Raw genomic sequence first — 20,896 nt, 5'->3', positions numbered from 1 at the left:
CCCGCTCCCGAGATCTTGGAAAGTTCCCGTTAGGACCTAACGGGAACTTTCCAAGATCTCAGCGGTTTGTGGCGCCGGGTTGCCAGCCGGCGGCCAGGAGGGCGCGGCGGACGGTGTCGGCGACCTGTTCCGGGTGGGCTCGGACCAGCCACGCGGGGAAGCGGAGAATGCGCTCCCCGGCGGTCCAGACGTCGTTCTGCCGTCGCATGTCCGCCGTCCACTGGCGTACGTCCATGTGGTGCGCGCCGTCGATCTCCGCGTGCACACCCCACTCCCGCCAGTACGCGTCCAACCAGCGCGTCCGGCCCGCCGCGTCGGTCCGTCGCTGTTGCAAATCGGGTCGGGGCAGACCGGCCCGACGACAGAGCCGGACGAAGTCGATCTCGCTCAGCGCCTGAGCGCCACCGGCGATGTCGTCGATGGTCTGCCGGATCAACATCCGTCGAGGCGTGCGGGGCAGCACGTCCAGCACGGCGGCCAGTTCCTCCGGCAACACCCGCCGCTGCTGGCAGCCGGCGGCGAGCGTCTCCTGCGCCACCCGTGACGAGGGTGCCCAACTGGCCGCGTCGACCAGGGCTCGCGCGGTGGTCGTCCGGGGCGGACGGGCGACCTGGAGATGCTCAGCAGGCAGGATCGATGTCCGGTGCACCACCACGGCGGTCATGTCGATCGGCAACTGACGCAGGATGGTCCGCCCGACCCGACGGGACGCCGGCACGAGCACGTGCAGCGGCTCGGGCCGCAGACCGCGTACGCCCGCCTCGGTGGCCGCCGTGGCACCCGCGAGGACCGCACCCGCTCCGGCGGCGAAGACCGCCACCCACAACTGCTGATCCCGGGCCAACCGGCCGTTGCCGGTCAGCAGCAGCCCGCGACTGATCGCCCGCCACCGCCCGGAACGCACCAACCCGCGCACGGTCCCGTCGCTCAGTACGCTGCGGGCCTGCGCGCTCGTGACCACACCGGCCTGCTCGAAGGCCAACCACTCCAGCGCCCCGGCCGCATCATCAGGAACCATCCACCGACCGTGGTCGTCCGCCGGCCCCAACACCACCAGATCTTGGACAGAATCCGTTAAGCGCTAACGAAAACTGTCCAAGATTGACCAGATAGGACGGCCGCCACAGGGCGCCGGCCAGGACTTGGCGGGACGCCGGGACATGGCGGGACGCCGGGACATGGCGGGACGCCGGAACCGGGCGGGACGCCGGAACCGGGCGGGACGCCGGGCCGGGGGCGGGACGGCTGGACGTGGGGGCGGGGGGTGGGACTACGGGTGTATGGGAAGGTGGGCGACGAAGGTGCGCCACGCGGTGGGCAGGAAGGCCAGCACCGGGCCGGTCGGGTCCTTGGAGTCACGCACAGCCACCAGACCGGGCAGGTTGTCGGCCACCTCCACGCAGTTGCCGCCGTCAGGACCACTGCGGGTGCTCTTGCGCCAACGGGCGCTGGTCAACTCCATGTCTCCGCCACTTCCGCCATCAGGTCAAGGGACTGCTGCTGCGATAGTGCCTCACCCCGGATCGACTCCCAAACGTCAATCATGCGCTGGACGTACTCGGTGCGGTCGACGACCTGCCCGTGGCGCTGGCCCTCAAGGTAGACGACGTCCTCCCCGTGCGGCGGGGTGGCGATCACGAACGGGCCGCCAAGTCCGGCGTATGCCCCAGCGGAGAGCGGCACGACCTGGATCCGGACCCGGGGCAGCGTCGAGCCGACCTTCACCAGATGCCGTAGTTGCTCGCGCATCACCTCCGGCCCACCGATCCGGCGGCGCAACACGTGCTCGTCGATTACCACCGTGAACAGCGGTGGCCGGTCACGGGTAAGCGCTGCTTGACGGTCCAGCCGGTTTGTCACCTGCTGCTCGATCTCGTCAGGAGCGAACAAGCCGCCACCGGCGAGCAGCGCCCGGACGTACCCCTCGGTCTGCAACAGTCCCGGCACGCAGAGCGGTTCGAACGAGCGCAGCGTCGTCGCCTCCTGCTCTACGCCAACCCAGTCGCGGAACCATGGCACCACTGTTTCGCGGCTGATTCGGCGCTGGATGCGCTCGAACCGGCCGTCCCCGCCGAACACGGTGTCGCTGCGACGGGCGAAGTCCAGGCTGGGCCGGCGCTCACCGGTCTCCACCTTGGCTACCAGCGCCGCCGAGTAGCTGAGCGCCTCGGCCAGCGCGCCCTGTGACATGCCAGCGCCGGCCCGGGCCAGCCGCAGTTCCTCGGCGAAGTGCTCCAGCATGGACGAGCGCTCCACGGACACCCTCCGTACATCCTCGTACCGCCTGGGACCGGCCGTGGACGCGCTGGTCGTCACCGCGCCGAGCCTCCCACCGTAGTCGTGTCCTCACCAGACTGTCACGCAGCGGAACCGCTCACGGGAACGGACGGCGGGCGGAACCAGGCCGGGGCGCCGGCACACCCGACATCCGGCCGGCGCCCCTCCACCTCGACGGAGGCTTCATGCGAATCAGGTTCTGGCGATGCCGGCCCTCGGCGACACCCGCGCCGCTCCCCCAGCGCACCCGGAATGCCCGACTCCTGCCACCGGCTTGGTGGCAGGACATGACCGACCGGGCCACCTCGACCAACCCGACACCCGGCAACTCCGGCCAGCCGCCCCACTGGGGCGCGCCGGGACCAGGCATGCGACCCACATCGGCCCCCGACCAACCAGCGCACCCGATACCGTCGCAGCGCAACCCGCGCCGCCCGACACCGTCGCAGCAAGGCCCCGACCGCCCGAGTTGGACGGCGGCACCGACCGAGGTGTTCCCGCTGAACCGCCCGGGGCGACCGGGGTGGCTCACTCGGGCGCAGGAGTGGCGGGCCAACGGGGGCCGCTGGTCACCGCCCCGGGATGAGCCGTCGTCCCCTGGCAGCGAGCCGGAGCAGCGCTGATGCCCCGCTACCGGCCGCATATCGCCGCCCGCCCCTCGTGGCGGTGCCGGGTATGCGGGGCAGCCTGGCCGTGTTCGCCGGCCCGGCTGGCGCTGCTCGGCGAGTACCGGGAGAACCGGACCGGCCTGCTGATCTATCTCGGCACGATGATGTACGACGCGGCCGGCGACCTCACCGGCCAATATCCACCGGGCCTCCTGGCCGACCGCTTCCTCACCTGGGCCCGCCCCCGCTGAGGCACGGTCCGCCGCACCGCCTCGCCCTGCCCTGCCCTGCCCTGCACTGCACTGCACTGCACTGCACAGGGTGCAGTGCCGAAAGCGTGGCGGTTTTTGCGCCCGACACGCCGACCGGAGGGTGCCTGGAGTGCCACACTTCCCGCTACCCGCGTCGCCCCCACAGGCCCCGCTCCCCACCAGCCGCACCGCCCCCGAGGCCACACGCCCATGGGCCACCCCGCCCCCACAGTGCGCACCGCCCACAGCACGCACCGCCGACAGCACGCACCGCCCACAGCACGCACCGCCCCACAGCACGCACCGCCCACAGCACGCACCGCCCACAGCACGCACCGCCCCACAGGGCGCACCGCCCAGCGGGCCGGCAGGAGCGTCAGCTACTTGTAGAGCAGGCGGCCCATCCGGCGGGCGGCGATCAGCAGGCCGGCTGCCAGCACCACGAGCAGGTAGAGCACGTCGAGCGTCCAGCTCCAGCCGCCGGTGTCGACGGTCAGCGCACGGATCAGGTGCACCGCCCGGTAGAGCGGAGTCACCTCGACCAGCCACCGCAGCACCGTCGGGTACGCCTCGGCGGGCACGAAGGTGCCGGAGAACAGGAACAGGATGAACTGCGCCGAGCTCATCAGGTCGAAATCCTGCCAGCTGCGCATGAACGTGGAGATCGCCATGCCGAGCGCGCCGAAGGCGAAACCGACGAGCACCGCCGCCGGGAACGCGGCGAGCGCGCGGACGGGCACGGTCAGGTCCATCACCACCATCACCACGAGGAACGCGGCCGAGTACGCGCTGCCCCGCAGCATCGCCCAGGCCAGCTCGCCGAGGGCGATCTCGAACGGCTGCACCGGGGTGGCGATCACCCCGTCGTACAGCTTCATGTACTTCATCTTGCCGAAGAAGTTGAAGGTGGTCTCCGCCAGCGCGCCGGTCATCGCCGACGAGGCGAGCATGGCCGGGGCGACGAAGGCCGCGTACGTGACGACCGCACCGCCGGGCAGCGTCAGGTCGCCGATCAGCGCACCCACCCCGACGCCGATGGACAGCAGGTAGAGCAGCGGCTCGACGAAACCGGAGATGAGCAGCAACCAGTAGACGGACCTGAGGGCGGCGACGTTCCGCTCGGTGACCGACGCGGACCGGCGCGAGGCGGCCGAGACGTCGACCAGCCGGGGCAGCACCAGAGCGACCATGACCTTCTCCTAGACGACGAGCCGGCGGGCGAGGACGCGGCGGGCGAGCAGCCATCCCCCGGCCGCCCACACGGCCAGGTAACCCAGGTGGCCGGCGACCGACCAGTACGGTGCGACGCCGAGCACCGCCGCCCGGCACAGGTCCACGGCGTGCCAGAGCGGCGTGGCGTAGGCCAGCCAGCGCAGCGCCAGCGGCAGCGACTCGACCGGGAAGAACACCCCGGCGAACAGGGTCATCGGGATCACCGCGAAGCGGAACAGCATGGCGAGCCAGCTGTCCGAGTCGACCGATGCCGCGTACGCGAAGGTCGGCGCGGCGACGGCCAGCGCGAGCAGCGCCGCAACCGGCACCGTCAGCACCGCCCACGGCGACCGCAGGGCCCCCAGCACGCCGGTCACCAGGAGGAACGCGATGACGGAGGTCAGCACCCGGAACAGCACGAACGCCAGGTGGCCGGCAAGTATGTCGCCTACCCGCAGCGGCGACGAACGCTGCCCGAAGTAGATCTTCTGCCACTGGAGGTTGCCGAACACCGGCCACGTCGACTCGGCGATCGCCACCTGCAGGGCCGTCGACGCGAGCAGCCCGCCGACGATCCACTCCAGGTAGGAGACGCCGCCGACGCCCTGGTCGATGTACGCACCGACGCCCAGCCCGAACCCGAGCACGGTAAGCGTGGGCAGCAGAAAGGACGAGAAGGCGCCGGCGCGCCAGGTGCGCCGGTAACCCACCAGGTGGTATTCGAGCACCCGCAGCGCCGGCACCCGCGGCAGGGCGCGTCGGTCCCGGGTCGGTTGTGCCGTCACGGCAGCCCCTTCCAGCATGTCAGTCGACGAGGGTGCGGCCGGTGAGGTGCAGGAAGACGTCCTCAAGGCTGCCGCGCCGGACCAGCACGTTGGCCGGGTGCAGACCGAGCGCGGCGACCTCGGCCACCGCCGCGTCACCGTCGGGCACGTAGACCAGGATCCGGTCGGGCAGCACCTCGACGCGCTCCCCCAGCGCGTCCAACTTGCCGGCGAACGTCTCCTGCGAGTCGGCGGCGAACCGCAACTCGACCACCTCGCGGGTGGCATGCCGCTCGATGAGCGCGCGCGGCGACCCCTCGGCGACGATCCGGCCGCCGTCCATCACCACCAGCCGGTCGCAGAGCTGCTCCGCCTCGTCCATGTAGTGCGTGGTGAGCACCAGCGTGACGCCCTGCTGCTTGAGCCGGAACAACCGTTCCCAGACCAGGTGCCGGGCCTGCGGGTCGAGACCGGTGGTCGGCTCGTCGAGCAGCACGATGTCCGGCTCGTTGACCAGCGCGCGGGCGATGGTGAGCCGGCGCTTCATGCCGCCGGAGAGCGGCTCGACCTTGCTGTCCGCCCGGTCGCCGAGCTGCACGAAGTCGAGCAGCTCGGCGGCCCGGGCCCGGGCCACCCGGCGTGGGATGCCGAAGTAGCGGGCATAGGTGGTCAGGTTCTCCCGGACGGTCAGCTCCGGGTCGAGGTTGTCCAGCTGCGGACAGACGCCGAGCCGAGCGCGGATGGCCGGCCCGTCGCGCACCGGATCCATGCCCAGGATGCGCAGTTTGCCGCCGCTGGGCGGCGAGGTGCAGCCGACCATCCGCATGGTGGACGACTTGCCGGCGCCGTTGGGCCCCAGGAAGCCGAACGCCTCACCGGCGCGGACCTCCACGTCGATGCCGTCGACGGCGGTGAAGTCGCCGAACCGCTTCACCAGCCCCTGTGCCTGAATGAGTGGTCGCCCCGTGGTCACCCCCGGACCCTAGACACCCGGTCCGACACTTCCCACCGGATTAACGACCTCAGAGGTCGGCGGGGGTGGTGGCGGTGCGGGCGGCGGCGACCAGGCGGTCGGTCTCGGCGAGGACGTCGGCGGCGTCGGCGGGGGTGCCGGGGTCGTAGTGGACCATCCAGGTCAGGCCGTCGCTGCCGGGCACCCGACGACCGACGACGCGGCCGGATCCGCCGGGCAGGGCGTGGTGCTGGGTGTACGCGACCGAGCGGGTGACCCGGGTGCGTACCTGGTGCGGCAGGTCACCCGGATCGAGCAGCAGGTACCGCTCGGCCGGCAGCTCGGCGACCACCAGGTAGCCGTCCCGCTCGGCGACCCGCTCGCCCGGGGTGACGGTCAGCTCCCGGCCCGACCAGACGGCCTTGACGACGTCGTGCCAGCCGATCCGGTGCCCCCGGCCGGGCAGCCAGAGCCCGAGGTTGGTGGCGACCACCACCCCGTCGCCCTCGCCGTTGCCGGCGGCGGCCCAGGCCAGCACCCGCTCGTCGCGCTCCAACGGTGGCCGGTCGGCCGGTGGCAGTTTCGGCCGGCGGCGGAACAGTGGCATCCCTACAACCCTCCCGCCGCCTGCTCGCGCAGGGCACGGGCGTGCTGCTCCAGCGAGAGCAGCTCACCGAAGGCGGCGAAGTACTCGTCCTTGTTGTTCACCGGATTGATCCGCTGGATCCGGGACTTCAGCTCCCGGATCCGTGCGGTGACCGATCCCCACTGCAGCCGGGCCATCGTGATCGAGACGTAGCGGGGGTCCGGCTCGCCGTCGATCCGCAGCGGTTCCACGGCCAGCTCACCGACCAGGGCCTGGGCGGCGAGATCGTCGCAGGCGTCGCGTACCGCTTCGATCCACACCGCACCGCCAGCGGCCGAGGCGACCCCGCCGGCCGCGGCGACCGCCGCCCGGACGGCCACGTGCACCGGGTGCCGGTAGTCGGCGGCCTCGACCGCGTCGAACATCGGCCCGGCCAGCACCGGCTCCTGGAGGGCCAGCTTCAACGCCTCCCGCTCCACCATCGACTGTGGGCTGTCCACGCTGGGCTCGACCCGGGCGGGCCGGGCGGGCGGACCGTCCGCCGGTCGTCCCGAGGCGGCGGTCAGCACCGCCCGCTGCACCGGCTCGATCTCCATGCCGAGGTCACCGGCGAGCTTGCGGACGTACTCCGGGCGCTTCTCCCGGTCCTTGAGCTTCGCCACCAGGGGCGCGGCCCGCCGCATCGCCTCGACCCGACCGTCGACGGTGTCCAGGTCGTACCGGCTGATCACGTGCCGCAGCGCGAAGTCGACGAGCGGCTCGCGGCGGGCGACCAGGTCGCGTACGGCCAGGTCGCCCTTTGCCAGTCGCAGCTCGCACGGGTCCATGTTGTCGGGGCTGACCGCGATGAAGGTACGCCCGACGAAACGCTGGTCGTCGTCGAAGGCGCGCAGCGCGGCCTTCTGCCCGGCCGCGTCCCCGTCGAAGGTGAAGATGATCTCGCCTGCGACGGCGTCGGTGTCCAGCAGCAGCCGGCGCAGCACGCCGATGTGGTCGGCGCCGAAGGCAGTGCCGCAGGTCGCCACGGCGGTCGGTACGCCGGCCAGGTGGCAGGCCATCACGTCGGTGTAGCCCTCGACCACCACCACCCGCCCCTGCTTGGCGATCTCCCGTTTGGCCTGGTCGATGCCGTAGAGCACGTGGGATTTCTTGTAGATCGGTGTCTCGGGGGTGTTCAGGTACTTCGGGCCGTCGTCGTCGGCGAAGAGTTTGCGCGCACCGAAGCCGATCACGTCGCCGGTCAGGTCCCGGATCGGCCAGAGCAGCCGGCGGCGGAACCGGTCGATCAGGCTGCCCGAGCGGGCCGGGCGGGACAGCCCGGCGGTGACCAGTTCGTCGTGGCTGAAGCCACGCTGACGCAGGTGCCTGGTGAGCAGGTCCCATCCCTCGGGGGCGAAGCCGCAGCCGTACCGCTGCGCGGCGGCCCGGTCGAAGCCGCGCTCGGCCAGGAACTCCCGGGCGGGACGCGCGCCGGCGGTCGCCAGCTGCGCGCTGTAGAACTCGACGGCGGCGGCGTGCGCGGCGACCAACCGCTGCCGCTGCCCCTGCTGCGGGCGGTTCGGTCGGGGTGCGGAACGGTCGTCCTCCACGTACCGCAACTGCAGGCCGGCGCGGGCGGCGAGCCGCTCCACCGCCTCGACGAAGCTGAGGTGCTCGGCGTCCATCAGGAACTTGATGGCGTCGCCACCGGCGCCGCAGCCGAAGCAGTACCAGACGTTGCGGGCGGGCGAGACGTTGAAGGAGGGACTCTTCTCGTCGTGGAACGGGCAGAGCCCCTTGAGGTTGCCGCCGCCGGCCGACTTGAGCGTCACGGTGTCGGAGATGATCTCGGCGATGGACGTACGCTCGCGGACCAGCGCGATGTCCTCGTCCCGGATCCGCCCCGCCATGCCGCCACCTCCTCGACCTACATCCTGCCCTGCCCGCCCGGGGCGCGCGGAAGGGCCCCTTGGTGACGTCTCCGACAGCGGAAGCACCCTTGCCGACACCATCGACGCGGGGCGCGAACACCGCCGCCGCGCCGTTCCGCCACGGAGGCGGGACGGCGCGGCGGGCGGGTAGGGACGGTCAGCGAGGGCGGCGACGCAGGTAGCGGCGTACCGGCGGCGGGTCCTCCTCCTCGTACGACCGGGCGGCGCGTACCGCGTCGGCCAGGCCGTGCGGGCGGGTACGCGCCGGGGCGGCCAGCAGTGGGTCGCGGGCCATGTCCTTGACCAGGGCCACGGCCAGCCCGAGCATCACCACCACGAACGGCAACGCCACCATGATGGTGGCCTGTTGCAGCGCGTCGAGTCCGCCGACGAGCAGCAGCACGGCGGCGACCGCACCGATCAGGATTCCCCAGCTGACCACGACCACCCGGTGCGGGCGCAGCGCACCCCGGGAGGTCAGCGAACCGAGCACCAGCGAGGCGGAGTCGGCGCTGGTGACGAAGTACAGCGCGATGAGCACCATGGCCAGCACGCTGGTCAGCGCCGCCAGCGGCAGCGCGTCGAGCAGACCGAACAGCGCCTGCTCGCTGCTGGCGGAGGCGTCCGCGACCAGGTCACGTACCCCGGTGGCCTGCACGCGCAGCGCGCTGCCACCCATGATCGCGAACCAGACGGCGCTGGCGCCGCTGGGCACCAGGAGCACCCCGATCAGGAAGTGCCGCACGCTTCGGCCCCGGGAGATGCGGGCGATGAAGGTGCCGACGAACGGCGCCCAGGAGATCCACCACGCCCAGTAGAAGATGGTCCAGCCGCCCAGCCAGGCCGGGTCGGAGAACGCCCCGGTCCGGGTGGACATGAAGACGAGGTTGCTGAGGTAGTCGCCGATCGAGGCGGGCAGCACCTCGAGGGTGTAGATGGTCGGCCCGACCACGAAGACGAAGAGCATCAGCGCCACGGCCAGCACCACGTTCGTGGTGGACAGCCACTTGATGCCCCGGTGCAGTCCGGTGAAGGCGGAGATGACGAAGGCCAGCGTCAGTGCCCCGATCACCACGAGTTCCACCGCGGTGCTGTCCGGCACTCCGGCGACCAGGTCCAGGCCGGCGGCGACCTGGAGGGCGCCGAGCCCGAGGCTGGTGGCGGAGCCGAAGACGGTGGCGAAGACGGCCAGCAGGTCGATGACCTGGCCGACGGCACCGTCGGCGCGGTCGCCGATGAGCGGCCGGAACGCCGCCGAGATCCGGTTCTGCCGGCCCCGACGGAAGGTCGAGTACGCCAGGGCCAGCGCCACCACCGCGTAGATCGCCCACGGGTGCAGGGTCCAGTGGAAGAGAGTGAACTGCATGGCCGCCGACGCCGCCTGCCCGGTCTGCGGCGCGACGCCGGTCGCCGGTGGCGGTGTGGCGTAGTGCTGGATGGGCTCGGCCACGGCGAAGAAGACCAGGCCGATGCCCATGCCGGCGCTGAACATCATGGCGATCCAGGCCAGCGTGCTGAACTCCGGCTCGTCGTCGTCCCGGCCGAGCCGGATCCGGCCGAACCGGGACAACGCCAGCACCACCGCCAGCACCAGGAAGGCGTTGGCCGCCACCACGAAGAACCAACCGAACGTGTCGATCACCCAGGCCAGACCCGATTCGCCGACGCTCGCCAGCGAGTCACGGGCCAGCGCCCCCCACAGCACCACGGCGAGCACCCCGCCGACGCCCAGGCCGAGCACGATCGGGTCGATCGCGCCGCCCTTACCGCCCGGTTCGGCGGTCTTCTCGTCTATCTGCTCGCTCATGGTCACCCCTGACCATCCTCCCGTTCCCCTGCCGTCGTGCTCCGACATTCCGGCTAATCGCCCCCTCGGAGCCGGCTTTCGGCCGTTCAGAGGGCGCGTTGGGGTGCCACCTTGCCGGTTGTCGACCGCAAGGTCAACCGAGCGGCACGGGAAGACGGGGTTGTTCGTCCGCCTCGACCTGGCGGTTCCAGTCGGCCTTGGTGGCCCGCCAGCCCTCGTCGTCCAGGCCCTCGCGCCAGTAGCCGGAGATGGACAGCCACTCCCGCGGCACCGACCGTTCCACCCGCAGCAACCGACGCAACTGGCGGACGAAGGACGCTTCACCGTGCACGAAGGCGTGCACCGTGCCGGGCGGGAACTCCAGCTCGCGCACCGCGGCCACCAACGCCGCACCCACCGGGCGTACGCCCCGGTGCAGCCAGGTCAGCCGCACCGCGCCGGGGCTGGGCAGCGACTGCTCGTCGGCCGGGCCGTCGACCTCGACGAACACGTGCGCGGGCGCGCCGACGGGCAGCCGGGCCAGGGCGGCGGCGATCGCCGGCAGGGCGCTCTCGTCGCCGACCAGCAGGTGCCAGTCCGCCGCCGGGCTCGGCGCGTACGCCCCGCCCGGGCCGACGAACAGCACCTCGTCGCCGGGGCGCAACGCCGCCGCCCACGGGCCGGCCAGCCCCTCGTCGCCGTGGTGCACCACGTCGACGGTCATCTCCCCGGCCGCCGCGTCCCAGGCGCGGACCGTGTACGCGCGCAGCCGGGGCCACTGCTCGCGCGGCAGGTCGCGACGGATGGCGGCGAGGTCGATCGGGCGTGGGTGGTCGACCCCGGCCACCGGAAAGACGATCTTGATGTAGTGGTCGGTGTACTCGCCGACCGGCAGGTCGGCCAGTTCCTCCCCGCCGAGCACCAGCCGGACCACGTGCGGAGTGGGCCGCCAGGTACGCAGTACGCGGGCGGAGGTGACCTTCTTCGAGCGATCCGTCATTCGGTTAGGCTAACCTCACTCACGGCGTGCCGGTCAGCCCCGGGCCGCGATGTCAGCTTCTGATCAGACGGTCGTGCCAGGCCAGGGCGGCCGGATCGGTCAATGAGGCCACCTGGTCGATCACCACCCGCCGGCGACCTTCGTCGTCGGCCGCCGCCCGCCACAGCGGAGCGAAGACCGGGTCGAGCGCTTCCGGTGCCCGCGCGGTCAGGGTCGCCACCAGCTCGGCGATGATCTCCCGCTGCCGCCGGTAGCGGCCCTGGGCACCGGGCCGACGCATCACGTAGCGCAGGGCGATGCCCTTGAGCAGCGCGCACCGGGCCCGCAACGGCCCGGGTACGACCAGGTCGGCCGCGTACCGCCGGTGTGGTCCCGGGCCGAAGCGTTCGGTGGTGGCGGCGACGGCGGTCGCCACGAACCGACCGGTCAGCACACTTGTGGTGGCCTTGAGCGCGGCCTGGGCCCGGTGGCTGCCGTCGTAGCCGGCCAACGGGGCGAGCACCGGGTCGGTGAGCAGCCCGGTCAGCGTCTCCGCGAGGTAGTCGGGCGACTCGGTCGAGTAGACGGCGGCGACGTCTCCGCAGAGCGCGGCCCGCTCGTCCGGGTCGGCGAGCAACGGCTCCAGCGTGAGGTAACCGCCGTGAATGCCGTCCTCGACGTCGTGCACCGAGTACGCCACGTCGTCGGCCCAGTCCATCACCTGCGCCTCCAGGCACCGCCGCTCACCGGCCGGGGCACCCTGCCGCAGCCAGGCGAAGGCGGGCAGGTCGTCGGCGTACACCCCGAACTTGCGCCGGCCGGGTCGGCGGGTCCACGGGTACTTGCTCACCGCGTCCAGCGCGGCACGGGTCAGGTTCAGCCCGGCGGACGTGCCGTCCGGGGCGTACACCTTCGCCTCCAACCGGGTCAGCACCCGCAGCGTCTGGGCGTTGCCCTCGAACCCGCCGCAGTCTGCGGCCAGCTCGTCGAGCGCGCCCTCGCCGTTGTGCCCGAACGGCGGGTGCCCGAGGTCGTGGGCCAGCCCGGCGGTGTCCACCACGTCCGGATCACAGCCCAGCCGGGCGCCCATCTCCCGGGCGATCTGGGCCACCTCCAGCGAGTGGGTCAGCCGGGTACGCAGGAAGTCGTCGGTGCCGGCCGTGTGCACCTGGGTCTTCGCGGCCAACCGGCGGAACGCCGCCGAGTGCAGCACCCGGGCCCGATCCCGTTCGTACGGGGACCGGCCGTGCTCCGGATCCTTGACCGGCTCCGCGACCCGACGCGCCGCGTCCGGCTCACCGGACGCGGCAGTCAATCCCCACGCTGCCGCAGCACGCAGAACTCGTTGCCCTCCGGGTCGGCCAGCACCGTCCAGTCGTCGCCGTCCTGACCGATGTCGACGTGCCGGGCGCCCATGTCGACGAGCCGCTCCACCTCGGCCTCCCGGTCGGTCGGCCGCAGGTCGAGGTGCAGCCGGTTCTTGCCGGCCTTGGCACCGGTCACCGGTACGAAGACGATGCCCGGCAGCCGATCCGCGCTCTGCCGGATCTCCACCTCGTCCGGCCGCTCCTCGACCACCTGGTACCCGAGCGCCTCGGCCCACCAGCGGGCCAGCCGACCCGGATCACGGGCATCGACGGTCAGGCTCTCCCAGACGGCGGTCATCCGGACACCGCCACCGCGACACCGACAGCCTCTGACAACTCGGTACGGGATCCCATCCGGCCACCCCTTCGCGAAACGACGGTCCACGGGCGAAGTCAGGTTACGCCCGGGGACTCGGTTCGGCGCGCCGACGACCTGCCCCCGGCGGGTCCACATCCTCCGATCAGACGAGAGTTGTCGTCCGATTGCCAACGGTGACGGGATCGCACTCATCGACGTCCACGGGTAGCGTCGCCACTGCGGAACGTCACCTGTTGCGGCGAGACACGACCGGTGGGAGAGACACGATCGTGAACGCGGAAACGATGATGGGCACCGAGCTGCGCGGGCTGCGCCGACGCCGTCCCGAGGTCTCCGGCACGGTGCTCGCCGGCACGGACGGCCTGCTCATCTCCAGCGACCTGCCCACGACCGACGCCACTCACCTGGCGGCGCTGGCCGCGGCCAGCTTCGGCCTCGGGCACCGGATGGCCGCCACCGTGCGGCAGGGCGAGTTCCACGAGTCCGTGGTGCACACCGCGGCCGGTTGCGTGGTCACCTACCCGGCCGGGCGGGACGCCCTGCTGACCCTGGTCACCGCGCCGGGGGCGGATCTGGCGGCGCTACGCGAGGAGGCGCGTGCGGTGGTCCGGCGTACCGGTCCGGCCCTGGCCGCCTGTCGCCAGCCGACGCTGCTGCCCCACCAGGCGGATCCGCACGCCCCGCTGGCGGTGCGCACCCCGATGGCCACGCTGCCGAACCAGCGCCCCCGCCGCGCGCAGTCCATCACCTGGCGCCGCCCCCCGATCTGACCGCTCGGTGCCGCTGGCGCACCGCCCCGTCATGCGCCCACGCGCCGCACGACCCCGCCTGGGGCGTCGCGGAGTGCGCGACGTCCCAGGCCGGGCGACAACATCGGGGATGTTGTCGCCTCGGAGCGGCTCGACACAGCAACATCCCCGATGTTGCTGCCTCCCGACCGGGCGCGGCGGGGGGTGGCTCGGCCCGGGGTGGGGCGAGCCGTGTGGTCAGCGGCTGTCGGAGCCGGTGGTGACGATCGCGGCGCGGCCGGCCTCCAGCCGCGCCACCGGCACCCGGAACGGCGAGCAGGAGACGTAGTCCAATCCGACGGAGTGGAAGAAGTGCACCGAGTCGGGATCACCGCCGTGCTCGCCGCAGACCCCGAGCTTGAGCCCCGGGCGGGCCGCCCGCCCCTCCTCGGCGGCGATGCGGACCAGCCGGCCGATGCCGTCGGCGTCGATGGACTCGAACGGTGAGATGCCGAAGATGCCCAGCTCCAGGTAGCGCCAGAAGAACGCTCCCTCCACGTCGTCGCGGGAGAAACCCCAACCCATCTGGGTCAGGTCGTTGGTGCCGAAGGAGAAGAACTCGGCCGCCTCGGCGATCTGCCCGGCGGTCAACGCCGCCCGGGGGACCTCGATCATCGTGCCGATCAGCACGTCGACGTCACTGCCACCGACCACCTCGGCGATGATCCGCTCGGCCTCGGCGCGTACCGTCTCCAGTTCCTGCACCGCGCCGACCAGCGGGACCATGATCTCCGGGCAGGCGGGGACGCCCTGGCGGGTGCACTCCACGGCCGCCTCGGTGATCGCCCGGACCTGCATCGCGAACAGTCCGGGGATGACCAGGCCCAGGCGTACGCCGCGCAGCCCGAGCATCGGGTTCTCCTCGTGCATCCGGCGTACCGCCGCGAGCAGCGCCTCCTCCTTGGCGACATCCTCGCCGCGTTCCTGGGCGACCGCCACGTTGACGGCGAGCTGCTCCAGCGGCGGCAGGAACTCGTGCAGCGGCGGGTCGATCAGCCGGACGGTGACCGGCAGGCCGTTCATCTCCCGGAGGATCTCCACGAAGTCGGCCCGCTGCAACGGCAGCAACGCGGCGAGCGCCTCCTCCCGCTCGGCCGGGTCGCGGGCCAGGATCAGTCGTTCCACCAGCTCGCGGCGGTCGCCGAGGAACATGTGCTCGGTGCGGCACAGCCCGATGCCCTCGGCGCCGAAGCGCCGGGCCCGGGCCGCGTCGACGGCGGTGTCGGCGTTGGTACGCACCGCCAGCCGCCGGCTGGTGTCGGCGTGCGACATGATCCGGTGCACCGCCTTGACCAGGGCGTCGTCCGTGCTCGCCGGGTCGAGTTCGCCCTCGAAGTAGCGCACCACCTCCGACGGGCTGACCGGCACCTCACCCAGGTACACCGTGCCGGTGGTGCCGTCGATGGAGACGACGTCGCCCTCGGTGACCGTGTGCCCGGCCACGACGAACCGCCGCTTCGGCACGTCGATGTCCAGTTCGTCCGCGCCCGAGACGCAGGTCTTGCCCATCCCCCGGGCCACCACGGCGGCGTGGCTGGTCTTGCCACCCCGCGAGGTGAGGATGCCCCGGGCGGCGATCATGCCGTTCAGGTCGTCCGGGTTGGTCTCCCGGCGGACCAGGATGACGGCCTCGCCCTCGGCGGCCAGCTCGACCGCGCGGGCCGAGGTGAAGACCACCTTGCCGACCGCCGCGCCCGGCGACGCGCCGATCCCGGTGGCGACCGGCTGGAAATCGTGGTCGAGCTGGAAGCGCGGGAACATCAACTGGGCCAGTTGACCGCCGTTGACCCGGTGCAGGGCCTCGTCGAGGTCGATCAGGCCCTCGTCGACCAGTTGGCCGGCGATGACGAACGCGGCGGCGGCGGTGCGCTTGCCGACCCGGGTCTGGAGCATCCACAGCTTGCCGCGCTCGACGGTGAACTCGATGTCGCACAGGTCGCGGTAGTGCCGCTCCAGCCGGGCCATGTAGTCGAGCAGCTCGTCGTAGGAGTCCTTGTCGATCCGCTCCAGTTCCTGCAACGGCACGGTGTTGCGGATGCCGGCGACGACGTCCTCGCCCTGCGCGTTGGCCAGGTAGTCGCCGTAGATGCCCTGGGCGCCGCTGGCCGGGTCGCGGGTGAAGGCGACGCCGGTGCCGGAGTCGGGACCGAGGTTGCCGAAGACCATGGCCACCACGTTGACGGCGGTGCCGAGGTCCGCCGGGATGCGCTCCTGCCGGCGGTAGACCACCGCCCGCTCGGCGTTCCACGAGTCGAACACCGCGCGGACCGCCAGGTCCAGCTGCTCGCGCGGCTCCTGCGGGAACTCCCGCCCGGTGTGCTTGGTGAAGATCTTCTTGTACGCGTCGACCAGCCCGCGCAGGTCGTCCGCGTCCAGGTCCAGGTCCAGGTCGGTGCCCTTGGCACGCTTGGCCTCGTCGAGCGCGTGCTCGAACTCCTCGCCCGGCACGTCGCAGACGGTCTTGCCGAACATCTGGATCAGCCGCCGGTAGGAGTCCCAGGCGAACCGGTCCGCGCCGCCGGAGGCGGGCTGGTCGGTCGAGCCGCCGGAGGCGGGCTGGTCGGTCGAGCCGCCGGCCTGCCGGGCCAACCCCTCGACGCTGCGGTCGTTGAGACCGACGTTGAGCACGGTCTCCATCATCCCGGGCATCGAGAACTTCGCCCCGGAGCGCACCGAGACCAGCAGCGGGTCGTCCGGGTCGCCCAGCCGCCGGCCCATCTCGCGCTCCAGCGCCGTCAGGTGCGCGGTGATCTGGTCGGCGAGTCCGGCCGGTTCGCTACCCGTGCCGAGGTACGCCTTGCACGCCTCGGTGGTGATGGTGAAGCCGGGCGGCACCGGCAGGCCGAGATTCGTCATCTCGGCCAGGTTCGCTCCCTTGCCGCCGAGGAGGTCCTTGAGATCCTTGTTGCCTTCGGCGAAGTCGTAGACGTACTTGTGCTCGACCGTCTCTTGCGCTGCCACCAGAGCCTCCCACGCGCCCGGATTGACACTTAACGAAGGTTCAGTTTTCTGATACCCCGAATCCACTGGCTGGTAATCCGGGGAGTCGTGCCGATCGGTGGGCGAAGGCTAAGCGAACGACGCGCGGCCCGGGAGCATTCGGTGACAATAGGCACAGCAATCACGACTGTTCGCGTTCGTGACAGTTTTTGGGAACGGTTCCACGCGCACATTCACGCAATTGCCGGCCTCCCCGTACGCTAGACGGCACGCTCTGTTACCACCTCGCACCATTGCCACAACCGCCGCGAATACACCCCCTCGGGAGTTCTCGTGTCCACCCCGTCCAGCACCGCACCGGAACCACTAGACCCGACCCGGCCCGCCGACGTCACCGCCCCCACCGAGGCGGCGCCCGCACCGCAGCGGGAGACCGCCGCAGCGGACCGGAGCGGCGCAGGTGGCGGGATCGCCGCCCGGGCGAACGCCGGGCCCGAGACCGCCGCCCGGGCGAACGCCGGGGCCGAGACCGCCGTGCGGACGAACGCCGAGGCGCGGACCGCCGGGCCGGTGAACGCGGCGGCCGAGACCGCCGCGGGTGCCGACGACGCGGCTCAGGCTGCCGGGCGCACCGCCGAGGAGCTGGCCCGGGTGGCGGAGCGCGAGGCCGCGACGCTGCTCGGGCCGCCGGCACCGAACCGGCTCGGCGACGTGGTGCCCGCGCCCGAACGGGTCGAGCCGGACGCCGCGGCCGACTACCTGCTCGCCGTCGACGCGGTGATCAGGGTCAGCGCCGACCCGGCCGCCGTGGCCGTCGCCCGGCAGCTCGCCGCGCTGCTGCGTCCGGCCACCGGATACCCGCTGCCGGTGACCGACACCACCGCGCCCGTCCCGGCCGGCGGCATCGCCCTCGTCCTGACCGACGAAACGACCCTGGGTGCGGAGGGCTACCGGCTCGACATCGGCACCGACGGCGTACGCATCGTCGCCGGCACCGCCGCCGGTCTCGCCCACGGGGTGCAGACCCTGCGGCAGCTGCTGCCGGCCGCCGTCGAGAGCGCCACCCCGGTCACCGAACGCTGGGTGCTGCCCGGCGGGTCGATCCTCGACCGTCCCCGCTATCCGCACCGGGGCGCGATGCTCGACGTGGCCCGGCACTTCTTCGGCGTCACCGACGTGCTGCGGGTGATCGACCACCTGGCCCGGTACAAACTCAACCGGCTGCACCTGCACCTCACCGACGACCAGGGCTGGCGGATCGCGATCGACTCCTGGCCCCGGCTGGCCACCGTCGGCGGTGCCGGTGCGGTCGGTGACGCCCCCGGCGGTCACTACAGCCGGGCCGACTACCAACGGATCGTCGGGTACGCCGCCGAGCGGCACATCACCGTGATTCCCGAGGTCGACCTGCCCGGTCACACGAACGCCGCGTTGACCGCGTACGGCGAGCTGGCCCCCGACCGGGTCGCGCCGCCGCCGTACACCGGCACCGAGGTCGGCTTCAGCTACGTCGATCCGGCCAGCGAGCGCACCTACGACTTCGTCGCCGACGTGCTCGGCGAGATCGCCGCCCTCACCCCCGGCCGGTGGCTGCACATCGGCGGCGACGAGGCGTTCAAGGTGCCCGCCGAGGTGTACGCCGGCTTCGTCGACCGGACGCAACGCATCGTTGCCGGCCTGGGCCGGGACGTCATCGGCTGGCACCAGATCGCCCCGGCCCCCCACCGCGACGGGCGGATCCTGCAATGGTGGGGCACGACCGGCGAGGATCCGGTGACCGCCGAGGCGGTACGCCGGGGCGCTCGGCTGCTCCTCTCCCCCGGCAACCACGCCTACCTCGACATGAAGTACGCCCCGGACACCCCGATCGGGCACGACTGGGCCGGGCTGATCGACGTACGCCGGGCGTACGACTGGGATCCGGCCACCCACCTGACGGACGTACCGGCCGAGGCGGTGATCGGTGTCGAGGCGCCGCTGTGGACCGAGTCGGTGACCACCCTCGCCGAGATCGAGTACATGCTGTTCCCCCGGCTGCCCGCCATCGCCGAGCTGGGCTGGTCCCCCCGCTCGACGCACGACTGGGACTCGTTCCGGCGGCGACTCGCGGGGCACGGCCCCCGCTGGGCCACCGCGGGCATCGCGTACCACCGGTCCGCCGAACTGTCCTGGCCGGCGACGCCGGTGCCCGCCCCGCGTAGCCCGTCACCCGGCGCCGACCAGGCCGAGCAGCCGTCGGTCAGCCGCCGCGACGAGCCGCCAGTCCGTCCAGGATCAGTTCCAGACCGAGGGTGAAACGGTCCACCGGTCCGGCGGCGAACAGTGCGTCGCGCAGCGCGACGGTGTGCGGGAATCGGTCGGCGGGCAGGTCGTGGTAGTACTGCGCGACCTGTGCCCAGCGCCGTCGTACGGCCTCCGGGCCGCCCTGACCCGCGACGCGCTGCCGCGCGGTGTCGAGGGCGTCCGCGGTCACGTACAGCGAGAGCCGGTCGATCGTCCACGCACAGACGTCGTCCGGAAAACCGGCCGGACGAAGGATCGCCAGCAGCGCTTCGGCGATGCGGGCCGAACTGTCGCCGACCGGCGGACCCGACATGGCCACCGCGGCGATGTCGTGGTGCGCCAGCAGCACCCGGCGCACCTCGCGGGCCAGCGCGACGAGTGACTCGCGCCAGTCGTCCGGGTCGGGCGGTGGCACGACGACCTCCGTCAACACCCGGTCGAGCACGAGTTCGAGGAGTTCGTCCTTGCCGCTGACGTGCCGGTAGATCGAGGCCGGCCCGGTGCCGAGCGCGTCGGCGACGCTGCGCATGGTCACCGCGTCCACGCCGGCCCGGTCGACCAGGTCGAGCGCCACCGCGACGATCGCCTGCCGGGTCAGCGCGGGCTTCGACCGGCCGGCACGACGCCGCCCGCCCGGGGCCCCCGCGCCACTGTCGATCATCCGGCTTCCTCCGCACGTTCCGGTAGCCGCCCCGACCCCGGCGGGACGGCCCACAGACTAGTCGAGACCACCGGACCCATCTTGCGAACACCGTTCGCACCATGCGAACATCGTTCGCATGGTGCCGAAGAAGGACTCCATCACCCGTGGCGCCGCCACCGCCGCCATCCTCGCGCCGGCCTTGCTGATCGGCCTGGACCTGACCGACGGGGCGACCCGTCCCGGTTATCAGCTCACCCGACACTGGATCAGCCACCTGTCGTTGGGTGACCGGGGTTGGCTCGGCACGGTCAAGCTCGTCGCCGCCGGCCTGTTGATCGTCGCCGTCGCGTTCGGGCTGCGGGACCGGGCGAAACCGCTCAACGCGACGCCGCGCGGAGCAACCTGGCGACCGGTCGCCCTGGCCGGGTTGGCCCTGCTGGCTGCCGCCGCGTTTCCGATCGACCCGGGCCTCGGCTACCCACCGGGTGCCAGCGGGCAGCAAACCTGGCACGGCGGGCTCCACGACCTCGCAGGACTGGTCGTCGTCGTCGCGCTGGCCGTGACCGCCTGGCGGTTGGGCCGGGATCTCGACGCAGACAGCGCGACGGTCAGGGCGATCAGCCACACCGGTCAGCGTGCGGACGCCGGTGCCGAACCGACCGGCGACAGCACGAACACCACCACCGCAGGCGATATCGGCGCACCCGCGGACACCGACGCCCGGCCCGCCCGCTGGCGGAAGCTGGGACGCGGCGTCGCGGCGCTGGTGGTGGCCGCCTTCCTGACCTGCGCCACGCTCGTCACCCTCGACCATGCCGGCCTGGTCACCGGCGCACCGGGTGGGCTGTTCGAGCGGATCGCGGTGTATGCCGGAATCGCCTGGCTCGGCGTCGCCAGCGCCCGACTGCTGACCCGCCCCTGACCTCCGCACCGGTCGTCCGCGCAGCTCGCACCCTGCAGGACCTCGGCTCCCGACGCGCCGCCACCTTGATGGTGCGATCGGCACGATGCCGTCGATTGTCCGAATCCGCGGTGACCGGGGCCACCCGGCCGGCGGAATCGGGGGCCCGGTCCGGTGGTTGTACATGGCGTAACCACGAGCCCCCGAGCGCCGCCCCCGGCGGGTCGGAATGACCCCCCACCGTCGGGCGTTACATCCCCCGGACACCGCCAGGGCAGCCAGCCTCCCCGCGAGGTCCCGGAATGCACCCGGCCCGCCCGGCGTTACATC

The 20,896-nt window shown here is 72.3% G+C and carries 18 protein-coding genes; 4 read left to right on the top strand and 14 right to left on the bottom strand.

Translation table 11 applies throughout. The features are described from left to right. Nucleotides 1–58: 58 nt before the first annotated feature. From V5O40_RS17640 to V5O40_RS17630, 3 genes are all read right to left on the bottom strand, one after another. Complete coding sequence (locus tag V5O40_RS17640) at nucleotides 59–1,018, bottom strand: hypothetical protein (RefSeq protein ID WP_332906473.1); 960 nt, start codon at nucleotides 1,016–1,018, stop codon at nucleotides 59–61. A 252-nt stretch (nucleotides 1,019–1,270) separates the two neighbouring features. Beyond that, the gene (locus V5O40_RS17635; RefSeq protein ID WP_332906472.1) at nucleotides 1,271–1,462 is read right to left on the bottom strand and encodes a DUF397 domain-containing protein; all 192 of its coding nucleotides are present in this window, start codon (nucleotides 1,460–1,462) and stop codon (nucleotides 1,271–1,273) included. Beyond that, a complete protein-coding gene (locus tag V5O40_RS17630) occupies nucleotides 1,453–2,256 on the bottom strand; it encodes a helix-turn-helix domain-containing protein (RefSeq protein ID WP_332906471.1) in 804 nt (267 codons plus the stop codon). The genes V5O40_RS17635 and V5O40_RS17630 overlap by 10 nt, the downstream gene beginning before the upstream one ends. Before the next feature lie 643 nt (nucleotides 2,257–2,899). Between V5O40_RS17630 and V5O40_RS17625 the strand changes: the two genes are divergently transcribed. After that, nucleotides 2,900–3,136 (top strand): flavin reductase, encoded by a 237-nt coding sequence (locus V5O40_RS17625; protein WP_332906470.1) that lies wholly within the window; start codon nucleotides 2,900–2,902, stop codon nucleotides 3,134–3,136. 380 nt (nucleotides 3,137–3,516) lie between these two features. On the opposite strand, the gene V5O40_RS17620 is transcribed toward V5O40_RS17625, so the two are convergent. From V5O40_RS17620 to V5O40_RS17580, 9 genes are all read right to left on the bottom strand, one after another. Then, nucleotides 3,517–4,326, bottom strand: a complete 810-nt coding sequence (locus tag V5O40_RS17620) for an ABC transporter permease (protein WP_332906469.1) — start codon at nucleotides 4,324–4,326, stop codon at nucleotides 3,517–3,519. Nucleotides 4,327–4,335: 9 nt separating this feature from the next. After that, nucleotides 4,336–5,151 (bottom strand): ABC transporter permease, encoded by an 816-nt coding sequence (locus tag V5O40_RS17615; protein WP_332906468.1) that lies wholly within the window; start codon nucleotides 5,149–5,151, stop codon nucleotides 4,336–4,338. Nucleotide 5,152: 1 nt separating this feature from the next. After that, the gene (locus V5O40_RS17610; protein WP_332906467.1) at nucleotides 5,153–6,085 is read right to left on the bottom strand and encodes an ABC transporter ATP-binding protein; all 933 of its coding nucleotides are present in this window, start codon (nucleotides 6,083–6,085) and stop codon (nucleotides 5,153–5,155) included. A 49-nt stretch (nucleotides 6,086–6,134) separates the two neighbouring features. Then, nucleotides 6,135–6,671 (bottom strand): hypothetical protein, encoded by a 537-nt coding sequence (locus V5O40_RS17605; RefSeq protein ID WP_332906466.1) that lies wholly within the window; start codon nucleotides 6,669–6,671, stop codon nucleotides 6,135–6,137. 2 nt (nucleotides 6,672–6,673) lie between these two features. Further along, nucleotides 6,674–8,539 carry a DNA primase gene (dnaG, locus tag V5O40_RS17600; protein ID WP_332906465.1) on the bottom strand — a complete coding sequence of 622 codons (1,866 nt, stop codon included), beginning with the start codon at nucleotides 8,537–8,539 and terminating at the stop codon, nucleotides 6,674–6,676. A gap of 178 nt (nucleotides 8,540–8,717) precedes the next feature. Next, on the bottom strand, nucleotides 8,718–10,301 hold the full coding sequence (locus V5O40_RS17595) for a BCCT family transporter (RefSeq protein WP_408631903.1): 1,584 nt from the start codon (nucleotides 10,299–10,301) through the stop codon (nucleotides 8,718–8,720). A 199-nt stretch (nucleotides 10,302–10,500) separates the two neighbouring features. Beyond that, a complete protein-coding gene (locus tag V5O40_RS17590; RefSeq protein WP_332906463.1) occupies nucleotides 10,501–11,346 on the bottom strand; it encodes a siderophore-interacting protein in 846 nt (281 codons plus the stop codon). A 52-nt stretch (nucleotides 11,347–11,398) separates the two neighbouring features. Further along, complete coding sequence (locus V5O40_RS17585; RefSeq protein WP_332906462.1) at nucleotides 11,399–12,640, bottom strand: deoxyguanosinetriphosphate triphosphohydrolase; 1,242 nt, start codon at nucleotides 12,638–12,640, stop codon at nucleotides 11,399–11,401. Next, nucleotides 12,637–12,990, bottom strand: a complete 354-nt coding sequence (locus V5O40_RS17580) for a VOC family protein (RefSeq protein ID WP_164449447.1) — start codon at nucleotides 12,988–12,990, stop codon at nucleotides 12,637–12,639. Before V5O40_RS17580 ends, V5O40_RS17585 begins: the two co-directional genes overlap by 4 nt. 290 nt (nucleotides 12,991–13,280) lie before the next feature. On the opposite strand from V5O40_RS17580, the gene V5O40_RS17575 reads away from it, so the two are divergent. Next, a complete protein-coding gene (locus V5O40_RS17575; RefSeq protein WP_281603257.1) occupies nucleotides 13,281–13,781 on the top strand; it encodes a roadblock/LC7 domain-containing protein in 501 nt (166 codons plus the stop codon). 216 nt (nucleotides 13,782–13,997) lie between these two features. Here the strand turns inward: V5O40_RS17575 and ppdK are convergent, their stop codons facing one another. Then, nucleotides 13,998–16,760, bottom strand: coding sequence for a pyruvate, phosphate dikinase (gene ppdK, locus V5O40_RS17570; RefSeq protein WP_332906461.1), 2,763 nt, complete (start codon nucleotides 16,758–16,760; stop codon nucleotides 13,998–14,000). Nucleotides 16,761–17,273: 513 nt separating this feature from the next. On the opposite strand from ppdK, the gene V5O40_RS17565 reads away from it, so the two are divergent. Beyond that, nucleotides 17,274–19,034: a beta-N-acetylhexosaminidase gene (locus tag V5O40_RS17565; protein ID WP_408631902.1), complete on the top strand. Its 1,761-nt coding sequence runs from the start codon at nucleotides 17,274–17,276 to the stop codon at nucleotides 19,032–19,034. Here the strand turns inward: V5O40_RS17565 and V5O40_RS17560 are convergent. Continuing rightward, nucleotides 18,979–19,683, bottom strand: coding sequence for a TetR/AcrR family transcriptional regulator (locus tag V5O40_RS17560; protein WP_332906459.1), 705 nt, complete (start codon nucleotides 19,681–19,683; stop codon nucleotides 18,979–18,981). The two genes, V5O40_RS17565 and V5O40_RS17560, sit on opposite strands and share 56 nt — an antisense overlap. Nucleotides 19,684–19,801: 118 nt before the next feature. Between V5O40_RS17560 and V5O40_RS17555 the strand changes: the two genes are divergently transcribed. Continuing rightward, nucleotides 19,802–20,587, top strand: a complete 786-nt coding sequence (locus V5O40_RS17555; RefSeq protein ID WP_332906458.1) for a DUF998 domain-containing protein — start codon at nucleotides 19,802–19,804, stop codon at nucleotides 20,585–20,587. Nucleotides 20,588–20,896: the final 309 nt, after the last annotated feature.

The sequence above is a fragment of the Micromonospora palythoicola genome, assembly GCF_036689795.1.
GTDB lineage: Bacteria > Actinomycetota > Actinomycetes > Mycobacteriales > Micromonosporaceae > Micromonospora > Micromonospora palythoicola.
This window is presented reverse-complemented; position numbering and strand designations above follow the sequence as displayed.

Coding starts and splice junctions, on each gene's coding strand:
- V5O40_RS17640 (WP_332906473.1), bottom strand. CDS start 1,018: ATGGTTCCTGATGATGCGGCCGGGGCGCTGGAGTGGTTGGCCTTCGAG.
- V5O40_RS17635 (WP_332906472.1), bottom strand. CDS start 1,462: ATGGAGTTGACCAGCGCCCGTTGGCGCAAGAGCACCCGCAGTGGTCCT.
- V5O40_RS17625 (WP_332906470.1), top strand. CDS start 2,900: ATGCCCCGCTACCGGCCGCATATCGCCGCCCGCCCCTCGTGGCGGTGC.
- V5O40_RS17620 (WP_332906469.1), bottom strand. CDS start 4,326: ATGGTCGCTCTGGTGCTGCCCCGGCTGGTCGACGTCTCGGCCGCCTCG.
- V5O40_RS17615 (WP_332906468.1), bottom strand. CDS start 5,151: ATGCTGGAAGGGGCTGCCGTGACGGCACAACCGACCCGGGACCGACGC.
- V5O40_RS17605 (WP_332906466.1), bottom strand. CDS start 6,671: ATGCCACTGTTCCGCCGCCGGCCGAAACTGCCACCGGCCGACCGGCCA.
- dnaG (WP_332906465.1), bottom strand. CDS start 8,539: ATGGCGGGGCGGATCCGGGACGAGGACATCGCGCTGGTCCGCGAGCGT.
- V5O40_RS17590 (WP_332906463.1), bottom strand. CDS start 11,346: ATGACGGATCGCTCGAAGAAGGTCACCTCCGCCCGCGTACTGCGTACC.
- V5O40_RS17580 (WP_164449447.1), bottom strand. CDS start 12,990: ATGACCGCCGTCTGGGAGAGCCTGACCGTCGATGCCCGTGATCCGGGT.
- V5O40_RS17560 (WP_332906459.1), bottom strand. CDS start 19,683: ATGATCGACAGTGGCGCGGGGGCCCCGGGCGGGCGGCGTCGTGCCGGC.
- V5O40_RS17555 (WP_332906458.1), top strand. CDS start 19,802: ATGGTGCCGAAGAAGGACTCCATCACCCGTGGCGCCGCCACCGCCGCC.